The organism is Streptomyces sp. NRRL S-920 (genome assembly GCF_000717945.1).
GTDB lineage: Bacteria > Actinomycetota > Actinomycetes > Streptomycetales > Streptomycetaceae > Streptomyces > Streptomyces alboniger.
Genome location: NZ_JODF01000003.1, coordinates 60095 through 83471 on the forward strand (window position 1 = coordinate 60095; position 23377 = coordinate 83471).

Genomic DNA, 23377 nt, shown 5'->3' on the forward strand with positions numbered 1-23377 from the left:
CCGGCCAACTCTGACGTCGCCACGACAAGGGTTATCCACAGGCCCAGCGAGAATCGCGGTGGTCGGGCTACGGTTTTTCCCGAGAGCAATCACGTCTCACGGGGGAGAACCACCATGTCAAGTGACACGATCACGCAGAAGAGCGCCGCGACGGCCGCGACCGCCGTTCGGCCATCGATGACGCTGAGCGGGGCTGCGAGGGAACTGGACCTGAAGCGCGGCGAGTTCGACCTCGCGGTTGTGCTGGGCCGCATCCGCACCGTCGGGGACGGGGCCGGCGGTCAGCGGCGCGTCACGCGCGAGGAGATCGAACGCGTGCGCGGAAGCGAAGGATTCCCCGAGTCGCTGCGAGCGGGCATCAGAGCCGTGGGTACGACAGAGGGAGCGGGGCTCATGGACATCAGCCCGGCCCGCTTCACCCGCCTCGCCCGAGTCGGCGCGCTGACCCCGGTAAAATTTTACCTGAACAGGTATCGAGCTGTTGTCTGGCTCTATCTCGCCGAGGAACTGAGGCAGTTCGCCGAGACCGAGACCAACGCCGAGCTGCTCACCGGACGTCTGCCCGGAACACTGCGCACACGACTTGAAGAAGGCCAGGACCTGAGGGCGCGCAACTGGCGCGGCCGCCACGCGGACTTCCTATTAAGGCAGTCCGAGGATCCGTGGGAGCGCGTCGCCGCCATGGCCTCGCTGCTGGATCCAGTACAACTCGCGGAGATCATCAGGGATCCGTACGAGCGTGCCTACCTCAACCGTCTCAAGCCCGTGCCGCGTACCAGCGGAGCGCCGGACTCGCCCGTGGCGCGGATCGTGGAGAGGATCACGACCGCGGACGATCCGGACGAGATCCGGTGGTTGCGTTCCAGCCTGCTGATCGGCCTCGTCCAGGCCCGCGCGCAACGCCCGGCGCCCCGCCCGGCACCACGGCCCACGCAGGAACCAGCGCCCCTCGCACGGGAGCCCGAGCCACCGGTGGACGCCGTGGTCAATGCCTCCGTGCAGGAGTCGCGTGGCCTGCTGAAGTGGCTGCGCCGCAGGCGGGCGTAGACAGGCGTCACGCGGCCGACCGCGTCGCTATATCGTCGCGTCGAGGTCCTTGGCGTACTCCTCGATGGCGGGCCGGTAACCCGCGATCCCCGGATCCTTGCTCGTGGCCGCGAGCAACGTCAGGAGTATCTCCATCGCGTCATGTGTTCGGCCGGTGTTGTACAGCGCCATGGCCAGGAATGTCTTGAGCGCGCAGTCGTCGGGAAACTCGGCTGCCGCGTCGCCGAGCGTGGCGACGGCCTCCTCGTAGCGGCCGAGGACCCGATAGGTGCTGCCGAGGCCAAGGAGTGCCCCGCGGCGGTCGTCGGCGGACAAGCCCGGACCGGCAAGCGCCCGCTCGTAGTACGGCACCGCCTCGGCCTCCAGGCCAAGCGTGTCATGGACCCACGCGGTCTGGTACGCGACTTCCGCGTCCTGGGGGAACCGCGCGGAGAGGGCGACAAACCGCTCTCGGGCTTCCTCCCTCCGGCCTGCCTCGCGCAGACGAACGGCCTCGCCGAGCACCTGATCCCTGTCGTCGACCACATTCCCGTTCAACTGGCCCCCCTCGCTGTCGTACTCGTCGAGCTTTCTGCCCCGCTCATCGCGAACCCTTATTGGATGGAGACGCAATGCCTGAACTGCCCTGCCTCAGGTCCGCTCTGTGGCCGTCAAGCGGCCAGCTCCTCCTCGAGCCATGTGCGGCCTCGAGTGCGCGCGGTGAGCCGCACTCGGCCCAGGCGCGCGGCGAGCCGCTCGGCCTCGACCCGGACCGCGCTCCGCGCGTCCGCTCCCACGTCCTCGAGGAACCGGCATACGATCTCACCTTGCTTGTCCTGGGCCCAGCCGCCGACGATGCGGCCGTTCCACCACAGGGACGGACCGATGTTGCCGTTCCTGTCGAACAGGCGAGGGCCATGGTCGCCGAGAAACCAGCCGCGGTTCTGCCAGCCCATCGGGGTCGAGTCGAGAGCGGGCAGCAGGGCCGCCCATGGCTCGGGCCGGGCGGTCTCCGCCACATCGTCGGGAAGGAGCAGGCCCGTCACTCCGTCCAAGTCGACCTCGACGGGGCGCAGCTCAGTGAGCGCCCGCTTCGTCTGGGTCTTGGTCCACCCGGCCCACCAGCGCAGATCATCCGCCGGAGCCGGACCGAACGTCCGCAGCCAGCGCCGGGCAAGCTCGACCTCGGCCTCCTGGGTGGCCCAGTCGGCGAACCCTGCGGGAAACCAGTCCGTCAGAGGGGCCCAGCGGTACTGATGCGAGGTCCACGTGCCACGCGGGCGTCCACGCGCGACAAGGCCTTCTGCGGCGAGCAGCAGAAGGAGTCTGCTGGCCAGCTTCTGCCGGCCCTCGTAGCTCTTGCCGCGTGCCATCACCAGCTCCGTGCCCAGACGCGGGTCGTCGCCCGCCAACTCGGCCGCCGTTGCCTCGCCCCGCTCCTTGAGCGCCCGCACCGCCACCTTCTCGGTCTCCGCCAGCCACGCCAGGACTCCGGCCGCGTCGGCGGCGACGCCGGACTCCAGCAGCATCGTCAGCAGGAGTCGACGCTCCCGGGCAGCCACCGCACGCGAGCACGCGGCCTGCAACACGGGAGCGATATCAAGGGACGTCACGAAGACCGTGCGCCGCATCCCCATCAACCGGATCAGCGACCGGTCCTCGTACAGCGCGCGCTCCACATCCCGCACATGACCATCCCGCATACGGGCCCAGGCGCCCACATACACCGACGACGGATCGGTTCCGTGCAGTGCCAGCAGAGACTGCGCCACCTCGACCGGATCGTCCGCCCTGGTATCGGCTGTCAACCGATGGCGCGAAGCCAGCCGCGCCCGCCGCTCGGCCACATCGATCCGTCGCACCATGATTCCCCTACAGGTCCCCGTCCCTACAGGTCCCCGACGCTCACGCGCCTGCTGTCGGACTGTCCATGTGCCGTTCTCCGTAGGGACGGAAGAGCCCCTCCTGGACGACGGACACCAGGAGCCGCCCCTCCGTGTCATAGATACGGCCCCGGGCCAGGCCGCGACCCCCCGTCACGATGGGGGACTCCTGGTCGTACAGGAACCACTCGTCCGCCCGGAATGGACGGTGGAACCACATGGCGTGGTCAAGTGATGCCATGTCGAACCCGCGGGGACCCCAGAGCGGTTCCACCGGGATACGCACGGCGTCGAGAAGCGTCATGTCGCTCGCGTAGGTGAGCGCGCAGGTGTGTACGAGCGGGTCGTCCCCCAGCGGCCCGACGGCACGCATCCACACAGCGCTGCGCGGCTCGGCGTCCTTGATCTCCTCGGCGGTCCAGCGCAGCCGGTCCACATAGCGGATGTCGAAGGGCTGACGCCGGGCCATGCGCTCCAACTGCTCGGGGAGCGCGCCGAGGTGCGCCTTGATCTCCTCGGTGACGGTCGGGAGCGACTCCGGGTCGGGAGCCGCGATGCGTGGTGGCAGTTGGTGTTCGAAGGCGCCCCGTTCGGGCTGGTGGAAGGAGGCGGTGAGGTTGAAGATGGTGCGGCCCTGCTGGACGGCGGTGACGCGGCGCGTGGTGAAGGAGCGCCCGTCCCTGACCCGCTCGACCTGGTACACGATGGGAACGCCCGGCCGTCCCGGACGGAGGAAGTACGCGTGCAGCGAGTGCACCGGGCGGTCGCCCTCGGTGGTGCGGCCCGCTGCCACCAGGGCCTGCCCCGCGACCTGTCCTCCGAACACGCGTTGCAGCGATTCCTCGGGGCTGCGGCCGCGGAAGATGTTGACCTCGATCTGCTCCAGGTCAAGCAGGTCGACCAGTCGGTCGGCGGGGTTGTTCATGACTGTTCCTCGACTCCTGTCCGGGACGCGTGGATCCTCGGGGCGGTCAGAGCTGGCCGACGTCCGTCACCCGGACGATGGCGCGGCCCTCCTCGTCGGAGGCCGCGAGATCGACCTCCGCGCTGATGCCCCAGTCATGGTCGCCGTTCGGGTCGGCGAACGTCTGCCGGACGCGCCACAGACCGTGTTCCGGATCCTCCTCGATGAGCAGCAGCTTGGGGCCACGCGCGTCGGGGCCGGTCCCGAGATCTTCGTACTCGTCCCAGTACTTGTCCATGGCCTCGCCCCAGGCGTCCGCGTCCCAGCCGGATTCGCCGTCCAGCTCGCCAAGCTCCTCGACGTGATCGAGGGCGGCCAGCTCCACCCTGCGGAACAGCGCGTTGCGCACCAGGACACGGAAAGCGCGGGCGTTGGCGGTGACCGGCTTCACCTGGTCGGCCTTTTCCTGGGCTTCCTCGGCGGTCATGACCTCGGGGTTGGCGAGCTGCTCCCACTCGTCGAGGAGGCTGGAGTCGACCTGACGGACCATCTCGCCGAGCCAGGCGATCAGATCTTCCAGGTCCTCGGACTTCAGGTCGTCCGGGATGGTGTGCTCCAGGGCCTTGTACGCGCTCGCGAGGTAACGCAGCACGATCCCCTCGGTGCGGGCGAGTTCGTAGAAGGAGGTGAACTCCGTGAACGACAGGGCCCGTTCGTACATGTCCCGGACGACGGACTTCGGGGAGAGCGGGTGGTCGCCGACCCACGGGTGACTGGTGCGGTACGTGTTGTACGCGTGGAAGAGCAGCTCCTCCAGCGGCTTCGGGTACGTGATGTCCTGGAGTCGTTCCATCCGCTCCTCGTACTCGACGCCGTCCGCCTTCATGAGCGCCACGGCTTCGCCACGTGCCTTGTTCTGCTGGGCCGCGAGGATCTGACGCGGGTCGTCGAGAGTGGATTCGACGACGGACACCATGTCGAGGGCGTACGAGGGGGACTCGGGGTCCAGGACCTCGAAGGCGGCGAGGGCGAACGTCGACAGCGGCTGGTTGAGTGCGAAGTCCTGCTGCAAGTCGACCGTCAGGCGCACGATGCGGCCAGTGGCATCCGGCTCGTCGAGCTTCTCGACGACACCGCCGGCCAGGAGCGAGCGGTAGATCGCGATGGCCCGGCGAATGTGCCGCAGCTGCTGCTTGCGCGGCTCGTGGTTGTCCTCGAGGAGGTGGCGCATCGCCTCGAAGGCGTTCCCGGGGCGGGCGATCACGGACAGCAGCATGGTGTGCGTGACGCGGAAGCGCGAGGTCAGCGGCTCGGGCTCGGAGGCGATGAGCTTCTCGAAGGTGTTCTCGGTCCAGCCGACGAAGCCCTCGGGAGCCTTCTTGCGGACGACCTTGCGGCGCTTCTTCGCGTCGTCGCCAGCCTTGGCGAGGGCCTTCTCGTTCTCGATGACGTGTTCGGGCGCTTGCGCGACCACCAAGCCCGCGGTGTCGAAGCCCGCGCGCCCGGCCCGCCCCGCGATCTGGTGGAACTCCCGCGCGCGCAGAGTGCGGACACGGTTGCCGTCATACTTGGTCAGCGCCGTGAACAGCACCGTGCGGATCGGGACGTTCACGCCGACGCCGAGGGTGTCCGTGCCGCAGATGACCTTGAGGAGCCCTGCCTGGGCGAGCTTCTCCACCAAGCGGCGGTACTTGGGCAGCATGCCCGCGTGGTGGACGCCGATGCCATGGCGCACGTAGCGAGAGAGGTTGCGGCCGAACTTGGTGGTGAAGCGGAAGTTGCCGATCAGGTCGGCGATCTTGTCCTTCTCCTCGCGCGTGCACATGTTGATGCTCATCAGCGACTGTGCGCGCTCGACGGCCTGTGCCTGCGTGAAGTGCACGATGTAGACGGGTGCCTGCTTGGTCTCGAGCAGCTCGGTGAGCGTTTCGGTGATCGGCGTCAGGCGGTACTCGTACGACAGCGGCACGGGGCGCGTCGCGGACCGCACGACCGAGGTGGGTCGGCCCGTGCGGCGTGTGAGGTCCTTCTCGAACATGGAGACGTCGCCGAGCGTCGCCGACATGAGGATGAACTGCGCCTGCGGCAGTTCGAGCAGGGGGATCTGCCAGGCCCAGCCGCGGTCGGGCTCGGCGTAGAAGTGGAACTCGTCCATCACGACCTGGCCGATGTCGGCGTGCTTGCCGTCCCGCAGCGCGATGGAGGCGAGGACCTCGGCCGTGCAGCAGATGACAGGGGCGTCGGCGTTGACCGACGCGTCGCCCGTGAGCATGCCGACGTTCTCGGTGCCGAAGAGCTTGCACAGGTCGAAGAACTTCTCGGACACCAGTGCCTTGATGGGCGCGGTGTAGAAGGTGACCTTGTCCTGGGCGAGGGCTGTGAAGTGGGCGCCCGCCGCGACCAGGCTCTTGCCCGAGCCGGTCGGAGTGGACAAGATCACGTTCGCCCCGGAGACCACCTCGATCAGCGCCTCCTCCTGGGCCGGGTAGAGAGTGATCCCCTGGTCCTCGGCCCACGACGAGAAGGCTTCGAAGAGGGCATCTGGGTCGGCATCCGGCGGCAGCTGATCGATAAGGGTCACACCCCCATCTTGCCTTCCTTCTCCTCCATTCTGGGAACCGGAGGGCCCGACGAAGATCACGACCGCTACGCTGAGTCGCCAACGGGGCGTCAGTACAACGGAAATGGGGCGGGCAGCACCAATGATGGGACCGGCACATTCACTGTCGGGGGCGGCGGCCTGGCTCGGAGTAGGTGCGGCTGCCGCGGCCGCGGGGCACATGATGCCCTGGCCGGTCCTGCTCGTCGGGGCTCTGATCTGCGCCGGGGCGGCGCTCGCGCCCGACCTCGACCACAAGTCGGCGACCATCTCGCGCGCCTTCGGACCGATCTCACGCGGGCTGTGCGAGATCGTCGACAAGCTCTCGTACGCCGTCTACAAGGCGACGCGCAAACAGGGCGACCCGCGCCGCTCGGGCGGGCACCGCACGCTGACGCATACCTGGCTGTGGGCGGTGCTGATAGGGGCGGGCGCCTCGGCCCTGGCGATCTCCGGTGGGCGCTGGGCGGTCCTCGCGCTTCTCTTCGTCCACATGGTCCTCGCCATCGAAGGCCTGCTGTGGCGGGCCGCACGCGGGTCGAGCAGCGATGTGCTGGTGTGGCTGCTCGCCGCGACGAGTGCCTGGATCCTGGCCGGGGTCCTCGACAAGCCCGGCAACGGCTCGGACTGGCTGTTCACCGAGCCCGGCCAGGAGTATCTGTGGCTGGGGCTACCGATCGTCCTCGGAGCGCTGGTCCACGACCTCGGGGACGCGCTGACGGTCTCCGGCTGCCCGGTCCTGTGGCCCATTCCCATCGGCCGCAGGCGCTGGTACCCGGTCGGGCCGCCGAAGGCGCTGCGCTTTCGGGCCGGCAGCTGGATCGAGCTGAAGGTGCTGATGCCGGTGTTCATGCTGCTCGGGGGAGTGGGCGGCGCGGCCGCGCTCAACTTCATCTGAGGGTCAGTCCCTGGGCCAGCGCGGGCCACGAAAGCATCGGCTCAGGCCCTGGAGCTGCGGCTTCGGACTTCGGCGCCGGGTGGGCCTGTCTGTGTGCCGAGGCCGGGTCTCTCGAGATCGCCATTGCCATTGATGTCAGCATCGACGTCAGAATCGGCATCGGAATCGGCCTCGGCGGTCGGTGGGCGCTCGCCGTGCCAGGAGTGCCAGAGAGCCGCGTAGGAGCCGCCGGCCGTGACGAGGTCGTGGTGGGTGCCCAGCTCTGTCACCTGCCCGTCCTCCATGACCGCGACGCGGTCCGCGTCGTGGGCCGTCTGGAGGCGGTGAGCGATGGCGATGACGGTTCGTCCGCGCAGGACAGCGGCCAGAGCCCGTTCGGTGTGGCGCGCTGTCGTCGGGTCCAGGAGTGCGGTGGCCTCGTCGAGTATCAGGGTGTGCGGGTCGGCGAGTACGACCCGGGCCAGTGCCAGCTGCTGGGCCTGTGCCCCGGGCAGCCGGTGGCCCCCGGCACCGAGTTCGGTGTCCAGGCCGTCCGGCAGATCCCCCGCCCACTCGGCGCCGGCCGCCGCAAGAGCGTCATACAGTTCCCGGTCTGTGGCGGATTCCGCCGCGATCTGAAGATTGTCCCGGAGGGTGCCCAGGAACACGTGGTGCTCCTGGGTGACGAGGACGATCTGGCGGCGCAGTCGGCTTGGAGGCAGGTCGGCGATCGGGGTGCCGCCGACGGTCACCGTGCCCCTGGTCGGTGCGTCGATGCCCGCGAGCAATCGACTCAGAGTTGTCTTGCCCGCGCCGGAGGGGCCGACGATGGCGAGGCGTTCTCCGGGGCGGACGGACAGGTTGACACCGCGCAGGACGTCGGCGCCGTCACCGTAGGAGAACGAGACGCCGTCGGCTTCGATGCGGTCGTCGTCGAAGGCGGCGCAGGCGGAAGAGGGAGTGGCGGGGATGGCGGCCGCGAGTGTGGGCGCTGTCGTCCCCGCCGGGGCAGCGGCCAGGCCCTCGACCCGGGCGAAGGATGCGCCGCTGCTCTGCAACTCCTCGATCCGCTGCAAGATCGTGTCGAGCGGTTGGGAGAGCTGGCGCAGGTAGAGCGCGCAGGCCACCACCGTGCCGAGGCTCACCGCACCCCGGTCGTGCATCACGCCGCCGATGAGGAGCACGGTGACCACCGGGATCACGTACGAGATGTCGATGGACGGGAAGAGGACGCTGCGCAGGAACAAGGTGCGTTCGCGGGCGGCGACGCACCGTCCGATCTCCGCCTCGCTGTCCGCGATCCGGCGTTCCCGCAGACCGAAGGCCTCGATGGTGCGGGCTCCGGAGGCGGTGGCGGAGAGCACTTCCGCGAGTGCGGAGTGGGCCGCACCCTGGTCGAGGTAGGCGGAGCGCGCCCGCCGCAGGTACCAGCGGGTGGCGAACCAGATGCCGGTGAGGCCGAGCACACCACAGGCGCCCAGCAGCGGATCGAGCAGGAAAACCGCGCAGAGGATGAACAGCGCCTGCACGGCCGCGACGAAGACGTCGGGTCCGGTGTCACGCAGCGTGTGCCCGGCGGTCGCGACATCGGATGTGCCTCGGGCCGTCAGGTCCCCCGCGCCCGCGCGCTCGACGACCGACGCGGGCAGGGCGAGGGCCCGCTCGACGAACTGCTCGCGGATGCGGGCCAGGGTGCGCTCGCCGAAGCGGTGGCCGAGGTAGCGGGCGTGGCGCGCCAGGAGGAGCTGAGCGACGGCTCCGGCGAGGATGCCGAGGGCGAGGCGGTCCACGGCCTCGACGTCTCCACCGTCTTTGACCGTGTTGACGATGCGGCCGAGGAGCCACGGACCGATGAGGCCCGCCGCCGCGGCGAGCGCGTTGAAAATGATCATGGCGGTGAAGGCTCGGGCGTCCTGACGCACCAGCTGGAGCGCGGCGCGGCGGACCTGGCGCGCGTCGGCTGTGGGCAGCTGCCCCTGAGCGGCTTGAGGGCTGTCGGCGCAGCGTGGCGCCGTCATCGGAGGGCCTCGTGAGGGGGCTCGGAGGGGCGGGGGTCCTGATGGTGTTGTGGTGCTGGTGTGCCGTGATCTTCCGGGACTTGCGCCTCCGTGACGTGCTCTCTTGCTTCCTGCGTAGTGAGCTGCTCGCTCGCTTCCTGCGTAGTGACCTGCTCTCTCGCGTCCTGCGCTGCGAGCTGCTCGCTCTCCTTTCGGGCCGCGAAGCGTTCGGTCTCGTCGTGCGTGGGGTTCTGCTCGGCGGAGCCGCGCGACACCAGGCGCCGGTAGTCGGGGTGCGAGGACAACAGATCGGCGTGGCGGCCGACAGCGGCCAGTCGGCCGTCGACCAGGTAGTACACGGCGTCGGCCTGGCCGAGGACGAGGGGAGACGTACTGGTCACGAGGGTCGTGCGACCGCTGCGGGCGGCGCGCAGGCGGCTCGCCATCCGGGCCTCGGTGTGGGCGTCGACCGCAGACGTGGGTTCGATCGCCAGCAGGATCTCGGGGTCCGCGAGCAGAGCGCGGGCCAGGCGGACGCGTTGACGCTGACCGCCGGAGAGGTTGTGGCCGTGGGAGTCGAGGCGGGCATCGAGTCCGCCCGGAAGGCCGAGCACGATGTCGCGGGCCACGGCCTCGTCGATGACGCGCGCGAGAGCTTGCTCGTCCGGGCGGAGTCGGCCGGAGATCGCCGCACGCAACGTACCGGCGAAGAGTTCGGCTTCGTTGTCCGCGACGAGGATACGGGCGCGCACCTGTTCCAGGGCGATGTCGTCGAGACGGGCCGTGCCCCAAGTGGTGTGCGAAGGGGAGAACCGGCCGAGGCGGTCGACGACGTCCGTGGCGTCCGACGGGCGGGCGCTGACGAGCGCGGTGAGGACGCCGGGCTTTACCTCCACGCCGGACAGGGGGTCGCGCAACACAGCCGGTGCGTCGGGAGCGTCGATGGGGGCGGCGCGTTTGCCCGACGGCTCTGGGGCCGCCCCGCTCTCACCCGCACTCCCGCTCTCACCCGCACTTCCGTTCTCACCCGCCCTTCCGTGCGCGCTCTCGCTCGCTGCACCGGCTGCCTCCGCGGGCCCAACCGTGTGGTCGTCGGGCTCCAGGTTCAGGAAGTCCACGACTCGTCGTGCCGAGACCAGGCCCCGGCCGATGTCGTAGCCGCTCTCGATGAAGGACGCCACCGGCACCACGAGGACGGCGACGTAGCCGTAGACGGCCACCAGTTCGCCGACTGTGATGGTCCCCTGCGCGGCCATGCGGGCGGCGAGCCATGCCACGATCGACAGGAACACCGTGGGCAGGCCGAGCCCGAAGGCCTGGATCCAGCTCATCGACGAGCCGACGCGGTATCCCTCGTCGAGCAGCTGTCTCGAGCCGTGGCGGTATCGGGCCGCGAACACAGCCTTGCCGCCGATGCCGTTGAGGATCCGCAACCCGCCGACGAGGTCGCCGAGCACGGCGGCGAGGGTGCCCTGCCGATCTCGGTACGCGGTCTCGGCTCCCTGCAAACGGCTGAGGAACGGGCCGACCAACAGGGCGAGCAGGGGCACCCCGACCAGGACCACCACCGCGAGCAGAGGGGAGACGGACAGCAGCAGCGCGGCTATCACGATGTAGGCGATCACCGCGCCCACGCCGGGCCCTGTCACGGTCAGGGTCTGGCTGATCACGCCCACGTCGGAGTGCCCGATCGTGACGACCTCACCGGCGGAGACGCGGCGGGGGAGCGCGGCGCCGAGCCGCGTCGCGTGGTCGACCACGAGGCGCACGGTGCGGAAGTAGGCGTCGAGCCGGATCCGGGACATTGTGCGGTGCCGCATGATCGCGAGCCAGGCGTTGAGTACCCCGATACCGAGAAGGGCCGCGGCCCAGCCGACCAGCGCTCGCTGATCGCCGGTCCGCAAGCCGTCGTCGATGGCGCGCGACAGGAGGTACGGAGGGAGTGTCAGGCCGATCATCCACGCACTGCCCAGCAGCGCTCCGGCTGCGACGCGTCGGCGCTGGCTGACGGTCAGCCACCAGAGGTAGCGAGCAGGCCCGCGGCGGTCGGGGGTGCCGGGATCCGTGGGCGATGCAGTCATCCGAGCACCCTAACTACCCATGCGGGGAAGGGAGTAGGGCACCCAGTGCCTGGCCGCCCGCTCCGTCCCGGGGTGCGAAGGCGACCGACCGCGTCACGGTCGCCCCGACCGTCCTCGCCCGGACCGTCCTCGCCCGGCGCGTGGCAGCCCTCGCGAATGTCCCGGCCGCCGGTGCCCGGTGTACGGCCACCCTCGCGAGCGCCCGAGCAACCCTCGCTCAGAGCGCAGCCGCTCTCCTCCGAGCAGCAGCCGCCGCCGCTACCCGTGCCAGGACCGCCACAGGGCCGCGTACGCGCCGTCGGCGGAGACGAGCTGGTCGTGGCTGCCGAGTTCGCTGATGCGGCCGTTCTCGACCACGGCGATGACGTCCGCGTCGTGCGCGGTGTGCAGGCGGTGGGCGATCGCCACGACTGTGCGGCCGTCCAGGACGCGGGCGAGCGAGCGCTCCAGATGGCGTGCGGCGCGCGGGTCGAGGAGCGAGGTGGCCTCGTCCAGGACCAGCGTGTGCGGGTCGGCGAGGACGAGTCGGGCCAGTGCGATCTGCTGCGCCTGTGCCGGTGTCAGTGCGAAGCCGCCCGAGCCGACCTCGGTGTCCAGGCCCTTGTCGAGGCCCCGCGCCCAGTCGGCCGCGTCGACCGCGCCGAGCGCCGCCCAGAGTTCGGCGTCCCGCGCCCCGGTCCTGGCGAGAAGGAGGTTGTCACGCAGGGAGCCGACGAAGACGTGGTGCTCCTGGTTGACCAGCGCCACATGGGTGCGCACCTCCTCCGCGGGCATCGACGACAAAGCGGCGCCGCCCAGAGTGACCCGTCCGGTGCGCGGTCCGTAGATGCCGGCGAGCAGCCTGCCCAGTGTCGACTTGCCCGCGCCGGAGGGACCGACCAGGGCGACGCGCGAGCCGGGTTCGACGGCCAAGGACACCTCGCGCAGTACGTCGACGCCCGCGCGGTATCCGAAGTGCACGTCGTCCGCGAGGACGTGGCGCCCTTCCGGGGTGACCGAGGAGTCGCCCGCGTCCGGTTCGATGTCGCGCACCCCGACGAGTCGGGCCAGCGACACCTGGGCCACCTGCAACTCGTCGTACCAGCGCAGGATGATGCCCAGCGGGTCGACGAGCATCTGGGAGATCAGCACGCCCGTGGTCAGTTGTCCCACGCCGATCCAACCCTGGAGGACGAATACCCCGCCGATCATCAGTGTCGAACAGAGCACGATGACGTGGGTGAAGTTGATCACCGGGAAGAGCACCGACCGCAGAAAGAGGGTGTACCGCTCCCAAGCGGTCCACTCCTTGATGCGGCGTTCCGACAGTTCGATGCGGCGCTCGCCGAGCCGGTGGGCCTCGATGGTGCGGCCCGCGTCGACGGTCTCGGCGAGGGCGGCGGCCACGGAGGCGTACCCGGCGGCTTCCGAACGATAGGCGGAGGGTGCCCGCTTGAAGTACCAGCGGCAGCCCACGACAAGGAGCGGTACGGCGACGAGGACGGCGGGTGCCAGCGGCGGCGCGGTCACGACGAGCCCGCCGAGCAGCAGCGCCACCCACACGACACCGATCGCGAGTTGTGGCACGGCCTCGCGCATGGCGTTGGCCAGTCGGTCGATGTCCGTGGTGATCCGGGAGAGCAGATCACCCGTCCCCGCCCGCTCCAGGACTCCGGGCGGCAGCCCGACGGACCGTACGAGGAAGTCCTCCCGCAGGTCGGCCAGCATCCGCTCACCGAGCATCGCGCCGCGCAGCCGCACCTCCCGGACGAAGAAGGCCTGCACAGCGAGCGCCAGGGCGAACAGGCCGATGGTGCGCTCGAGATGGAGGTCACGGGCACTGTCCGAGACCTTCTCGACGAGGCCACCGAGCAGGTAAGGGCCTGCCATCGAGGCGACCACGGCGAGTGTGTTCACCACGACGAGCAGGACGAAGGCCCGGCGATGGCGCTGAAACAGCTCACGCACGTAGGTGCGAACGGTCGCGGCCGTGCCGATGGGCAGGGTCTCCGCCGTCGTGGGGGCCGCCGGGTCGTACTCCGGGGGCGCCAGGCCGATCATGCCGTCTCCTCGATCTCGAATTCCTTGAGGGCGTCCACACGGGCGCGCTCGTCGTCGGTCTCGCGGGTCACGACCGCGCGGTATCGCGGTTCGCTGTGCACCAGTTCGCGGTGCGCGCCGACCGCGGCGACCTCGCCTTCGGCCAGGAAGACGACACGTTCGGCGCGGTCCAGGAGCAGCGGCGAGGAGGTGAGTACCACGGTGGTGCGTCCGGCCCGCAGTCGCCGGATGCCGTCACCGACGCGCGCCTCGGTGTGCGAGTCGACGGCGGACGTCGGTTCGTCGAGCACCAGCGCCTCGGGGTCGGTGACCAGCGAGCGGGCCAGGGCGAGTCGTTGGCGTTGCCCTCCGGAGAGGGAGCGGCCGCGTTCTGTGAGGTGGGCGGCCATCGGGTCGTCGTCCACCGAGGTCTGTGCCAGAGCGTCCAGGACGTCCGAGCACTGCGCCGCGGCGAGGGCCTCTTCGGGGGTGACGGCTCCGGACGCCGGTACGTCGAGGAGCGCGCGGAGCGTTCCGGAGAGGAGGACGGGGTCCTTGTCCTGGACCAGGACAGCGGTACGGGCGGCGGACAGTGGGAGATCATCGAGCGGTACGCCCCCGAGGCGTACGGAGGGCAGGCCCGCTGCCTCCTCGAACGCGGGGTGGCCGCCGAGGCGTTCGGCCAGCCGCCCCGCCTCGTCCGGGTCGCCGCAGACCACAGCGGTGAGGCGACCGGCCGGGGCGAGAAGCCCCGTCACGGGGTCGTACAGATCGCCGGCCCCGGCAAGAGGCGCAGGTGCCGCCGTACGCCCAGCTACCTGCTCAACCATCCGCGCTTGCTCAGCTGTCCGCGCCTCCGCCCGCTCCCCCTCGTGGCTCTCCGCCCGCTCCGGGGTCGCCTCGCCTGTCCGCTCCGCCACTCGCTCCAGCGAAAGCACCCGAGCCGCCCGCTTCGCGGAGGGGCGGGAGAAGGAGTACGCCATGGCGATCTCCTCGAAGTGCCGGAGCGGATAGTTGAGCATCATCACGGCGCTGTAGACGGTGACCAGTTCGCCGACCGTGATCCGGCCCTCGCGGGCGAGATGCACGCCGTGCCAGACGACCGCGATCAGCAGCAGTCCCGGCATCAGGACCTGGATCGCCGAGATGACGGCCCACATCCGAGCGCTGCGGACCGCGGCCGTGCGGACCTCCTGGGAGGCGCGGCGGTAGCGGTCGAGGAAGAGTTCCTCACCGCCGATGCCGCGCAGCACCCGGAGCCCGGCGACGGTGTCCGACGCCAGTTCGGTGGCCCGCCCGGCCTTCTCGCGCTGGAAGTCCGCCCGGCGCGTGGCGCGGGGCAGCAGCGGGAGCACGGACAGCGCGAGCACCGGGATGCCCACGGCGACGACGACGCCCAGCGCGGGCTGGTAGACAAGGAGGCCGACACAGATCACGACGACCGTGAAGGCGGCCGCGGCGAACCGCGACAGCGCCTCGACGAACCAGCCGATCTTCTCGACGTCGCCCGTGGAGACCGCGACGACCTCACCGGCCGCCACGCGCCGGGTGAGCGCGGAGCCGAGCAGGGCCGTCTTGCGGGCGAGGAGTTGCTGCACGCGGGCCGCCGCGGTGATCCAGTTGGTGACCGCGGTGCGGTGCAGCATCGTGTCGCCCAGCGCGATGCCCACGCCGAGCAGGCCGATCAGCGCGCCCGCGAGGGCGAGCCGTGTCCCGGAGCGGTCGAGCACGGCTTCGACGGCGGTGCCGACCATATAGGGCAGGCCCGCGATGGAGCCGAAGTGCAGCAGGCCCCATGCGAGGGACTTGAGTTGGCCCCCGAGTTGGTTCCGGCCGAGCCACAGCAGGAAGCGCGGCCCTGACCGGGCATCGGGGACGCCGGGGTCGGAATACGGAAGATCGCGAATCTGCATGACGTCCCAGGACTCGGAAGCGGCGGCCGTCGGTCCCTGGGTCCTCGGAGCCGATGCGGTGTCGCGTTCGACGTGATGTTGTCGCAGGCGAGATCGCGGGCGGGTCCGAAGCCAGGAGAAACAGGCGGCGGTAACAAACCGTGAAAGGTTCGCCTCGGACGGTGGCCCGAAGCAAACGGTTTTCCGTCCGGGGGTAAAGAATCGGCCCCGGCTTCGCGTGGGCCAGGGAGCTGGGCGGGGGCAGCGCGGGCCGGGTGCGACCATGGGCGGATGCGTATAGCCGGTGCGGTGCGAGTGGCGGTCGCGGCAGCGGCCTGCGGGGTCCTATTGACGTCCTGCGGGAGCGGAAGCGACGACTCCACCAGGACGACGAAGAACGACGGGGGAGCGGGGCAGGCCAAGGGCGGCGGGAGCGCGCGGCAGAAGCCTGCCGATCTCAAGAGCATCCCTGACGTGGGTGACCGCTTGCAGTCGAAGATTCCCAAGGACTCCCGTCAGGTCGTCGCGGTCTACGGCGACGGCGAGGACTCGGCGAAGTCGACCGTCGTGCTCTTTACGAAAACAAGCAAGGCGGATGCCACTTGGGAGAAGGCCCGGAGCTGGCCCGCGCACAACGGCAAGAAGGGCTGGACCACCGCCCACCGCGAGAACGACAAGCGCAGCCCGGTCGGGGTGTTCACGCTCACCGACGCGGGCGGTGTCCTCGCGGACCCGGGCGCCAAGTTCCCGTACACGAAGTCGGACTCCATGCAGGCCCCGCACTACTGGCCCAGGACGCACTGGCACGACTTCGACTACGTCATCGCCATCGATTACAACCGCGCCAAGGGAACCCCGCCGAACGACCCGACGCGCCCCCAGGGGCAGGCCAAGGGCGGCAGCATCTGGCTGCACATGGATCACGGCAGCGGTACGTCGGGCTGCGTGAGCCTGTCCAAGGCGGGCATGGAGCATCTGCTGCGCACGCTGGATCCGAAGCAGCACCCGGTCGTGGTGATGGGGGACAGGGCCAACCTCAAGGCCTGAGCCACCGAGCCCGCTAGGGACGCGTCGCCCGCTCCAGCTCCAGCAGTACGGAGTAGTAGCCGCGGCCCGTCGCATGGTCCATGCCCACCTCGCACATGCGGTTCGCCGAGAGGTGGGCGTCGAAGGGGCGGGAGGTGACCTCCGCGGCCTCCTTGCGGGTGGCCGACTCGGTGAGTTCCTTGTGGAGCATGCCGCGGTCGCCCGCGAACGCGCAGCACCCGGCGTCGTCCGGCACGACCACCTCGTCCGCGCAGGCCTCGGCGACGGCACGCAACTGCGGTTCGTCGCCGAGGTGCCGCATGGAACAGGTGGGGTGCAGGACGGCGGAGCCGATCGTGCGGCGCACGGTCAGGCGGGGCAGCAGTTCGTCGGCGGCCCAGACGATGGAGTCGACGACCGTCAGTTCCCGGTGCAGCGCGCGGTTGTCCGCCGTCAGGTAGGGCACGACGTCGTGTGCGATGCCGAGCGTGCACGACGAGGCGTCGACGACCAGTGGCAGTCGGCCGCCCGCGGTCCAGCCCCAGGCCGCCTCGACGATGCGATTGGCCATGAGCGCGTTGCCGACCTCGTAGCCCTTGGAGTGCCAGATCGTCGCGCAGCACGTCCCCGCGACATCGCCGGGGATCCAGACGGGCCTGCCCGCGCGCGCGGACACGGCGACGACGGCCTCGGCCAGGGAGCGGTCGCCCGGGCCGCCGAAGATGCGGTTGACGCACGCCGGGTAGTAGACCGCCGAGGCGCCCGCGCGTGAGGTGCGCGGCAGGGTGCGGGCGGCGGCGCCGGGGATCCGCGGCAGCCACTCCGGTACGAGATCGGGCCGCACCGCCTTGCGGGCGGTCCGGGTCACCGTGGTGAGCAGCCGGTCGCTGATCCGGTCGGCGGCCGCCACGGCGAGCCGCGCCGTCGCCTCGACGGCCTTGAAGTTCCTCGCGGTGAGGGCGGCGAGCCGCTCCTCGCGCGGGGAGTGCCGTGCGTGCCGGAAGTTCTTCATCAGGGCGCCCGTGTCGATGCCGACCGGGCAGTCGAGCTTGCAGGTCGAGTCGCCCGCGCAGGTGTCCACCGCGTCGTAGCCGTACGCCTCGACGAGGCCGTTCTCGACGGGGGAGCCCGGCGTCTGGCGCATCATCTCGCGGCGCAGCACGATGCGCTGGCGCGGTGTGGTGGTCAAGTCCTCGCTGGGGCAGGTGGGTTCGCAGAAGCCGCACTCGATGCAGGGGTCGGCGATCAGCTCCACCCTGGGAATGGTCTTCAGGCCCCGCAGATGGGCTTTCGGGTCGCGGTCGAGGACGATGCGCGGCGCGAGGACGCCGTCCGGGTCGATGATCTGCTTGGTGCGCCACATCAGCTCCGTGGCCTTCGGGCCCCATTCGAGCTGAAGGAAGGGCGCGATGTTGCGGCCGGTGGCGTGCTCGGCCTTCAGGGAGCCGTCGAAGCGCTCCACGGTCAGGCGGCAGAACTCCTCCATGAAGGCGGCGTAGCGCGCCACGTCCGAGGGCAGCGCCGCGTCGAAGGCGAGCAGGAAGTGCAGATTGCCGTGGGCCGCGTGGCCCGCGACGGCGGCGTCGAAGCCGTGCCGCGTCTGGAGTTCGAGCAGCGCCTCGCAGGCCTCGGCGAGCTGCCCCGGCGGTACCGCGAAGTCCTCGGTGATCAGGGTCGTACCCGAGGGGCGGGAGCCGCCGACGGCCGTGACGAACGCCTTGCGTGCCTTCCAGTAGCGGCCGATCGTCTTCGGGTCGCGCGTGAAGGTGTTCGTCACCGAGGGGACGGGGGTGACCAGTTCGAGCCCTTCGAGGGCCTTGGCCGCTGCTGACTCGTACGCCTCCCGCGTGGCCTCGTCCGGCGCGCGGAACTCCACCAGGAGCGCGGTCGTCGCCTTGGGGAGCCCGGCCCAGTCGGCGGGCACCCCCTGCACGCTGACCGAGGCGCGCAGGGTATTGCCGTCCATCAGTTCGACGGCGAGGGCGCCCGCCGCGTTGAACAGCGGCACCGCCGCGGCGGCCGCGGACAGCGAGGGGAAGAAGAGCAGGGCGGTGCTGGTGTGCCGCTCCAGCGGCAGCGTGTCGAAGACGACTTCCGAGATGAAGCCGAAGGTGCCCTCCGAGCCGACCATGAGTCCGCGCAGGATCTGAACGGGCGTCGCGCCGTCGAGGAAGGCGTCGAGGCGGTAGCCGTTGGTGTTCTTGATCTGGTATTTGGCGCGGATGCGGGCCACCAGTTCGGCGTCCGCCTCGATCTCCCGTTTGATCGCGAGCAGGCCCTCGCACAGCGCGGGTTCGGCGTGCGCCAGCTGGTCGTCGGCGTCGGGCGCGGCCGTGTCCACGACCGTGCCCGAGGGCAGGACGAACGTCAGGGAGGCCATCGTGCGGTAGGAGTTGCGGGTCGTGCCCGCCGTCATGCCCGAGGCGTTGTTCGCGACGACGCCGCCGATGGTGCAGGCGATCGCGCTCGCCGGGTCGGGGCCGAGGACGCGGCCGAACCGGGCCAGCGTGGCGTTGGCGCGTACGACCGTGGTGCCCGGGCCGATGCGGGCCCGTTCCCCCTCGCCGAGCACCTCGACTCCCGCCCAGTGCTTGCGCACGTCGACCAGGATGTCCTCGCCCTGGGCCTGGCCGTTCAGCGACGTGCCCGCGGCCCGGAAGACGACTTCGCGGCCCTTGCCGTGCGCGTAGGACAGGACGGCGGAGACGTCGTCGATGTCCTCGGGGACGACCACGACCTGCGGCAGGAACCGGTAGGGGCTCGCGTCCGACGCGTACCGCACCAGATCCGAGATCCCCGTCAGGACCTTCTCTGCGCCGAGCAGTGCGGTCAGTTCGCTACGCAGCGGCTCCGGGGTCCCCGTGGCCCGCCGGTCCGGCACGCGGTCCGGTGCCGGGCCCTCCGTGCGCGACGTGGGGCGCAGGGCGTCGGGCTCGGGCTCCAGCAGCGGCATGGGCTCTCCTCGGCGGTGTCAGCAACGACCTTCCGGGTCGTCGAGCAGGGCGGACAGCAGACCGCCGAGCACCTCGCGCTGTTCGGCGGTCAGTGGAGCCAGGATGTCCTCCGCCGCGGCCCGGCGCGCGGCGCGCAGCTTCTTGAGGGCTTCCTGTCCCGTATCCGTCAGCTCGATGCGGATGACGCGGCGATTTCCGGGATCCGGCGCGCGGCGCACGAGGCCGCCCGCCTCCAGGCCGTCGACCAGGCTCGTCACCGCGCGCGGGACCACTTCGAGGCGCTGCGCGAGGTCGGCCATCCGCGGCGGTGCCTCGTAGTGCGCGAGGGTGCGCAGCAGCCGGGACTGGGCCGGGGTGACGCCCACCGGCCCCAGATGGCGCTTCTGGATGCGGTGCAGCCTGCGGGTGAGCCGCAGCAGCTGTTCGGCGAGGGGGCCGTCGGTGTCCGGGGTGCTCATGGCCGGAACATTATCAGGACCTAGTGCATTGTGAGTATAGGTAACAGTGAGCTAAGCTCCCTGATCCTGTCCCTCATCCTCGGCACCGTTCTCCCGCAGAGCCCCGGAACACCCCGGAACCATCCCGGAAGCAGCCCGGGATCCACCCCGCATCCCCCTCAGACACCCCGTCAGGAGCCCATGCGTCACGACGAACCGACCTGGACGCCGCCGCCCCAGGCCCCCGGCCAGGAGCCGCCGCGCCAGATGCGCCGCATCCTGCGTCTCTTCCGCCCCTACCGAGGTCGCCTCGCGATCGTGGGCCTGCTGGTCTGCGCCGCCTCCCTCGTCTCGGTCGCTACCCCCTTCCTGCTGAAAGAGATCCTCGACACCGCCATCCCGCAGGGCCGCACGGGCCTGCTGAGCCTGCTCGCGCTCGGCATGATCCTCAGCGCGGTGGTGACGAGCGTCTTCGGCGTCCTCCAGACCCTCATCAGCACATCCGTGGGGCAGCGGGTCATGCACGACCTGCGCACTGCCGTCTACGGTCGGCTCCAGGCCATGTCCCTGGCCTTCTTCACCCGCACCCGCACCGGCGAGGTCCAGTCCCGCATCGCCAACGACATCGGCGGCATGCAGGCGACCGTCACCTCTACCGCCACCTCCCTGGTCTCCAACCTCACGAGCGTGATCGCGACCGTCGTCGCCATGCTCGCCCTGGACTGGCGGCTGACCGTCGTCTCGCTGCTCCTGTTGCCGGTGTTCGTGTGGATCAGCCGTCGCGTCGGCCGCGAGCGCAAGAAGATCGCCACCCAGCGCCAGAAGCAGATGGCCGCGATGGCCGCGACCGTCACCGAGTCGCTCTCGGTGAGCGGCATCGTCCTCGGCCGCACGATGGGTCGCGCCGACTCCCTCACCCAGTCCTTCGCGGACGAGTCCGAGCGGCTGGTCGATCTGGAGATCCGGTCGAACATGGCGGGCCGCTGGCGCATGGCCGTCATCTCGATCGTCATGGCCGCCATGCCCGCCGTCATCTACTGGACCGCGGGCATCGCCTTCCAGGCGGGCGGCCCGAGCGTCTCGATCGGCACGCTCGTCGCCTTCGTCTCACTCCAGCAGGGCCTGTTCCGGCCGACCGTGAGCCTGCTCTCCACCGGCGTGCAGATCCAGACCTCGCTCGCGCTCTTCCAGCGCATCTTCGAGTACCTCGACCTGCCCGTCGACATCTCCGAACCCGCCGAGCCGGTCCGCCTCGACACGATCAGGGGCGAGGTCCGCTTCGAGGACGTCGAGTTCCGCTACGACGAGAAGTCCGGGCCCACGCTCCAGGGCATCGACATCGCGATCCCGGCGGGCGGCAGCCTCGCCGTGGTCGGGCCCACCGGCTCCGGCAAGTCGACCCTGAGCCATCTCGTCCCCCGGCTGTACGACGTCACGGGCGGCCGCGTCACCCTCGACGGGGTGGACGTGCGCGACCTGGACTTCGACACCCTCGCCCGCGCGGTCGGCGTGGTCTCCCAGGAGACGTACCTCTTCCACGCCTCCGTCTCCGACAACCTCCGCTTCGCCAAGCCCGACGCGACCGACGAGGAACTTGTCGCCGCCGCCCGCGCCGCCCAGATCCACGACCACATCGCCTCCCTGCCCGACGGGTACGACACGGTCGTCGGCGAGCGGGGCCACCGCTTCTCCGGCGGCGAGAAGCAGCGGCTCGCCATCGCCCGCACCGTCCTGCGCGATCCGCCGGTCCTCATCCTCGACGAGGCGACGAGCGCCCTGGACACCCGCACCGAGCGGGCCGTGCAGGAGGCCATCGACGCCCTGTCCGCCGACCGGACCACGCTCACCATCGCCCACCGGCTCTCCACGGTCCGCGGCGCCGACCAGATCGTGGTCCTGGACGCCGGACGCGCGGTCGAGCGCGGCACCCACGAGGAGCTGCTCGCGCGCGACGGGCGTTACGCCGCTCTCGTCCGCAGAGACGCCCAACTGGAGCCGACAACGTAGGGATATGCCGGGAATAACCCTATTTACGGGTTAACGTGCCCCCATGCAGACCAAGACTCCGCGACGGGGCACGATTCGACTGACGCGGCGGGGCCGGATCGCCCTGATCGCGACCGGAGCCGTCGCGGCGGCCACCGCCGTGGCGGTGCCGCTGCTGCTCCCGGACGACAACGCGCGGCCCGAGTCCCTGACCATCCCCGAGGGCTGGCGCTCGGGCCAGGTGTACGCGGCTGTGGACAAGGCCCTGAAGGTGCCCGCGGGCACCACGAAGAAGGCCGTGCCCAAGGCCGATCTCAAGCTTCCCGGCGATGCCGGGGGCAACCCCGAGGGCTACCTCTTCCCGGCGACGTATCCGCTCAGTTCCCAGTCGACGCCGGCGTCCGTCCTCTCGTACATGGTGAACACGGCCAACGAGAAGTTCAACGGCGGCCACGTCACGGCGGGCGCCGACCGCAACGCGGTGAACGTCTACCAGACCGTCACCATCGCGAGCATGATCGAGGCGGAGGCGGGCTCCAAGGAGGACATGGGCAAGGTGGCCCGGGTCATCTACAACCGCCTCGACCGGGGCATGCCCCTCCAGATGGACTCCACCATCAACTACGCCCTCAACCGCTCGACGCTGGCCACCAGTGACCGTGACACGAAGGTCAACAGTCCGTACAACACCTACGCGCGCATGGGCCTGCCGCCGACCCCCATCGGCAATCCGGGCGAGGAGGCGATGCGCGCGGCGATCAGTCCGACCCCGGGGAACTGGCTGTACTTCGTGACGGTGAAGCCGGGTGAGACGCGCTTCACGTCGGACTTCGGGGAGCACCAGAAGAACGTCGTGGAGTTCAACCGGAACACCTGACAGATCAGGGCCCGTCAGGTGTTGTCTTCCCCTGCCGGAATGTCGTCGACGGCGGCTGATCACGGCCGCCCTCCGGAAACAAATGGCCTGGTGCCCATCGCGCTTCTCCAGCCGCAGGGGGCCGGCTTGTGGTGCTACCGGCGTGTGCGGCGCGTCCGATCAGGCGGCGGTCGATGCCAAGAGCCGAGGGGGCACGATCAGGTCGGCCGCCGTCGCCGCCTCGACGTCCTGGACCGTCACAGTGGGCGCCAGCTCCGCCAGCTCGAACCCGTCGGGCGTGACATCGAGGACGGCGAGGTCGGTGATGACGCGCTGGACCACGCCGCGGCCGGTGAGCGGGAGCGTGCACCGCTCCACGAGCTTGGGGCTGCCGTCCTTGGCCGTGTGCTCCATGAGCACGATGACCCGCCGGGCTCCGTGGACCAGGTCCATGGCGCCGCCCATGCCCTTGACCATCTTGCCCGGGATCATCCAGTTGGCGAGGTCACCATGGGCGGAGACTTGCATGGCGCCGAGGACGGCGGCGTCGATGTGGCCGCCGCGGATCATGCCGAAGGAGAGCGCGGAGTCGAAGAACGAGGCTCCCGGCAGCGTGGTCACCGTTTCCTTGCCCGCGTTGATCAGGTCGCTGTCGACCGCGTCCTCGGTCGGGTAGGGCCCTACGCCGAGGATGCCGTTCTCCGACTGGAGCACCACTTCGACGCCGGGCGGCAGGTAGTTGGGGATGAGGGTGGGCAGACCGATGCCCAGATTGACGTACGTGCCATCGGTCAGTTCCCGTGCGGCCCGTGCGGCCATCTGCTCTCGGGTGAGCGCCAT

At 70.3% G+C, this 23377-nt stretch carries 16 protein-coding genes; 5 read left to right on the forward strand and 11 right to left on the reverse strand.

The genetic code is table 11. The annotated features are described in order from the left end of the window. The first annotated feature begins 114 nt into the window (after positions 1-114). Complete coding sequence (locus tag IG54_RS0103035) at positions 115-1047, forward strand: DUF6397 family protein (protein WP_030776947.1); 933 nt, start codon at positions 115-117, stop codon at positions 1045-1047. Between the two features lie 27 nt (positions 1048-1074). Here IG54_RS0103035 and IG54_RS0103040 read toward each other — a convergent pair whose 3' ends face one another. From IG54_RS0103040 to IG54_RS0103055, 4 genes are all read right to left on the reverse strand, one after another. Further along, entirely contained in the window at positions 1075-1572 is a 498-nt protein-coding gene (locus IG54_RS0103040; RefSeq protein ID WP_420712221.1) for a tetratricopeptide repeat protein, read from the reverse strand. A 125-nt stretch (positions 1573-1697) separates the two neighbouring features. Beyond that, positions 1698-2891: a winged helix DNA-binding domain-containing protein gene (locus IG54_RS0103045; protein WP_030776949.1), complete on the reverse strand. Its 1194-nt coding sequence runs from the start codon at positions 2889-2891 to the stop codon at positions 1698-1700. A gap of 40 nt (positions 2892-2931) precedes the next feature. Continuing rightward, positions 2932-3834, reverse strand: coding sequence for an acyl-CoA thioesterase (locus IG54_RS0103050; RefSeq protein WP_030776956.1), 903 nt, complete (start codon positions 3832-3834; stop codon positions 2932-2934). A 46-nt stretch (positions 3835-3880) separates the two neighbouring features. After that, positions 3881-6454 (reverse strand): DEAD/DEAH box helicase, encoded by a 2574-nt coding sequence (locus tag IG54_RS0103055; protein ID WP_078593649.1) that lies wholly within the window; start codon positions 6452-6454, stop codon positions 3881-3883. Positions 6455-6515: 61 nt separating this feature from the next. On the opposite strand from IG54_RS0103055, the gene IG54_RS0103060 reads away from it, so the two are divergent. Further along, complete coding sequence (locus IG54_RS0103060) at positions 6516-7310, forward strand: metal-dependent hydrolase (protein ID WP_030776960.1); 795 nt, start codon at positions 6516-6518, stop codon at positions 7308-7310. A 41-nt stretch (positions 7311-7351) separates the two neighbouring features. Here IG54_RS0103060 and IG54_RS0103065 read toward each other — a convergent pair whose 3' ends face one another. From IG54_RS0103065 to IG54_RS0103080, 4 genes are all read right to left on the reverse strand, one after another. Beyond that, positions 7352-9307 (reverse strand): ABC transporter ATP-binding protein, encoded by a 1956-nt coding sequence (locus IG54_RS0103065; protein ID WP_063756182.1) that lies wholly within the window; start codon positions 9305-9307, stop codon positions 7352-7354. Further along, positions 9304-11367 carry an ABC transporter transmembrane domain-containing protein gene (locus IG54_RS39905; protein ID WP_078593651.1) on the reverse strand — a complete coding sequence of 688 codons (2064 nt, stop codon included), beginning with the start codon at positions 11365-11367 and terminating at the stop codon, positions 9304-9306. The genes IG54_RS0103065 and IG54_RS39905 overlap by 4 nt, the downstream gene beginning before the upstream one ends. A gap of 258 nt (positions 11368-11625) precedes the next feature. Next, on the reverse strand, positions 11626-13407 hold the full coding sequence (locus tag IG54_RS0103075; protein WP_030776967.1) for an ABC transporter ATP-binding protein: 1782 nt from the start codon (positions 13405-13407) through the stop codon (positions 11626-11628). After that, the gene (locus IG54_RS0103080; RefSeq protein WP_030776968.1) at positions 13404-15299 is read right to left on the reverse strand and encodes an ABC transporter transmembrane domain-containing protein; all 1896 of its coding nucleotides are present in this window, start codon (positions 15297-15299) and stop codon (positions 13404-13406) included. Before IG54_RS0103080 ends, IG54_RS0103075 begins: the two co-directional genes overlap by 4 nt. Before the next feature lie 270 nt (positions 15300-15569). On the opposite strand from IG54_RS0103080, the gene IG54_RS0103085 reads away from it, so the two are divergent. After that, positions 15570-16325: a L,D-transpeptidase family protein gene (locus tag IG54_RS0103085; RefSeq protein ID WP_030776969.1), complete on the forward strand. Its 756-nt coding sequence runs from the start codon at positions 15570-15572 to the stop codon at positions 16323-16325. A gap of 13 nt (positions 16326-16338) precedes the next feature. On the opposite strand, the gene IG54_RS0103090 is transcribed toward IG54_RS0103085, so the two are convergent. Then, a complete protein-coding gene (locus tag IG54_RS0103090; RefSeq protein ID WP_030776972.1) occupies positions 16339-19257 on the reverse strand; it encodes an FAD-binding and (Fe-S)-binding domain-containing protein in 2919 nt (972 codons plus the stop codon). Positions 19258-19275: 18 nt separating this feature from the next. Beyond that, positions 19276-19716 (reverse strand): MarR family winged helix-turn-helix transcriptional regulator, encoded by a 441-nt coding sequence (locus IG54_RS0103095; RefSeq protein WP_030776973.1) that lies wholly within the window; start codon positions 19714-19716, stop codon positions 19276-19278. A 180-nt stretch (positions 19717-19896) separates the two neighbouring features. On the opposite strand from IG54_RS0103095, the gene IG54_RS0103100 reads away from it, so the two are divergent. Continuing rightward, on the forward strand, positions 19897-21702 hold the full coding sequence (locus tag IG54_RS0103100) for an ABC transporter ATP-binding protein (protein WP_030776974.1): 1806 nt from the start codon (positions 19897-19899) through the stop codon (positions 21700-21702). A 43-nt stretch (positions 21703-21745) separates the two neighbouring features. Continuing rightward, on the forward strand, positions 21746-22558 hold the full coding sequence (mltG, locus tag IG54_RS0103105; RefSeq protein WP_030776975.1) for an endolytic transglycosylase MltG: 813 nt from the start codon (positions 21746-21748) through the stop codon (positions 22556-22558). A 159-nt stretch (positions 22559-22717) separates the two neighbouring features. Here the strand turns inward: mltG and IG54_RS0103110 are convergent, their stop codons facing one another. Further along, complete coding sequence (locus IG54_RS0103110) at positions 22718-23377, reverse strand: CoA transferase subunit B (RefSeq protein WP_030776976.1); 660 nt, start codon at positions 23375-23377, stop codon at positions 22718-22720.

Coding starts and splice junctions, on each gene's coding strand:
- IG54_RS0103035 (WP_030776947.1), top strand. CDS start 115: ATGTCAAGTGACACGATCACGCAGAAGAGCGCCGCGACGGCCGCGACC.
- IG54_RS0103045 (WP_030776949.1), bottom strand. CDS start 2,891: ATGGTGCGACGGATCGATGTGGCCGAGCGGCGGGCGCGGCTGGCTTCG.
- IG54_RS0103050 (WP_030776956.1), bottom strand. CDS start 3,834: ATGAACAACCCCGCCGACCGACTGGTCGACCTGCTTGACCTGGAGCAG.
- IG54_RS0103060 (WP_030776960.1), top strand. CDS start 6,516: ATGATGGGACCGGCACATTCACTGTCGGGGGCGGCGGCCTGGCTCGGA.
- IG54_RS0103065 (WP_063756182.1), bottom strand. CDS start 9,307: ATGACGGCGCCACGCTGCGCCGACAGCCCTCAAGCCGCTCAGGGGCAG.
- IG54_RS39905 (WP_078593651.1), bottom strand. CDS start 11,367: ATGACTGCATCGCCCACGGATCCCGGCACCCCCGACCGCCGCGGGCCT.
- IG54_RS0103075 (WP_030776967.1), bottom strand. CDS start 13,407: ATGATCGGCCTGGCGCCCCCGGAGTACGACCCGGCGGCCCCCACGACG.
- IG54_RS0103080 (WP_030776968.1), bottom strand. CDS start 15,299: ATGCAGATTCGCGATCTTCCGTATTCCGACCCCGGCGTCCCCGATGCC.
- IG54_RS0103085 (WP_030776969.1), top strand. CDS start 15,570: ATGCGTATAGCCGGTGCGGTGCGAGTGGCGGTCGCGGCAGCGGCCTGC.
- IG54_RS0103090 (WP_030776972.1), bottom strand. CDS start 19,257: ATGCCGCTGCTGGAGCCCGAGCCCGACGCCCTGCGCCCCACGTCGCGC.
- IG54_RS0103095 (WP_030776973.1), bottom strand. CDS start 19,716: ATGAGCACCCCGGACACCGACGGCCCCCTCGCCGAACAGCTGCTGCGG.
- IG54_RS0103100 (WP_030776974.1), top strand. CDS start 19,897: ATGCGTCACGACGAACCGACCTGGACGCCGCCGCCCCAGGCCCCCGGC.
- mltG (WP_030776975.1), top strand. CDS start 21,746: ATGCAGACCAAGACTCCGCGACGGGGCACGATTCGACTGACGCGGCGG.
- IG54_RS0103110 (WP_030776976.1), bottom strand. CDS start 23,377: ATGGCGCTCACCCGAGAGCAGATGGCCGCACGGGCCGCACGGGAACTG.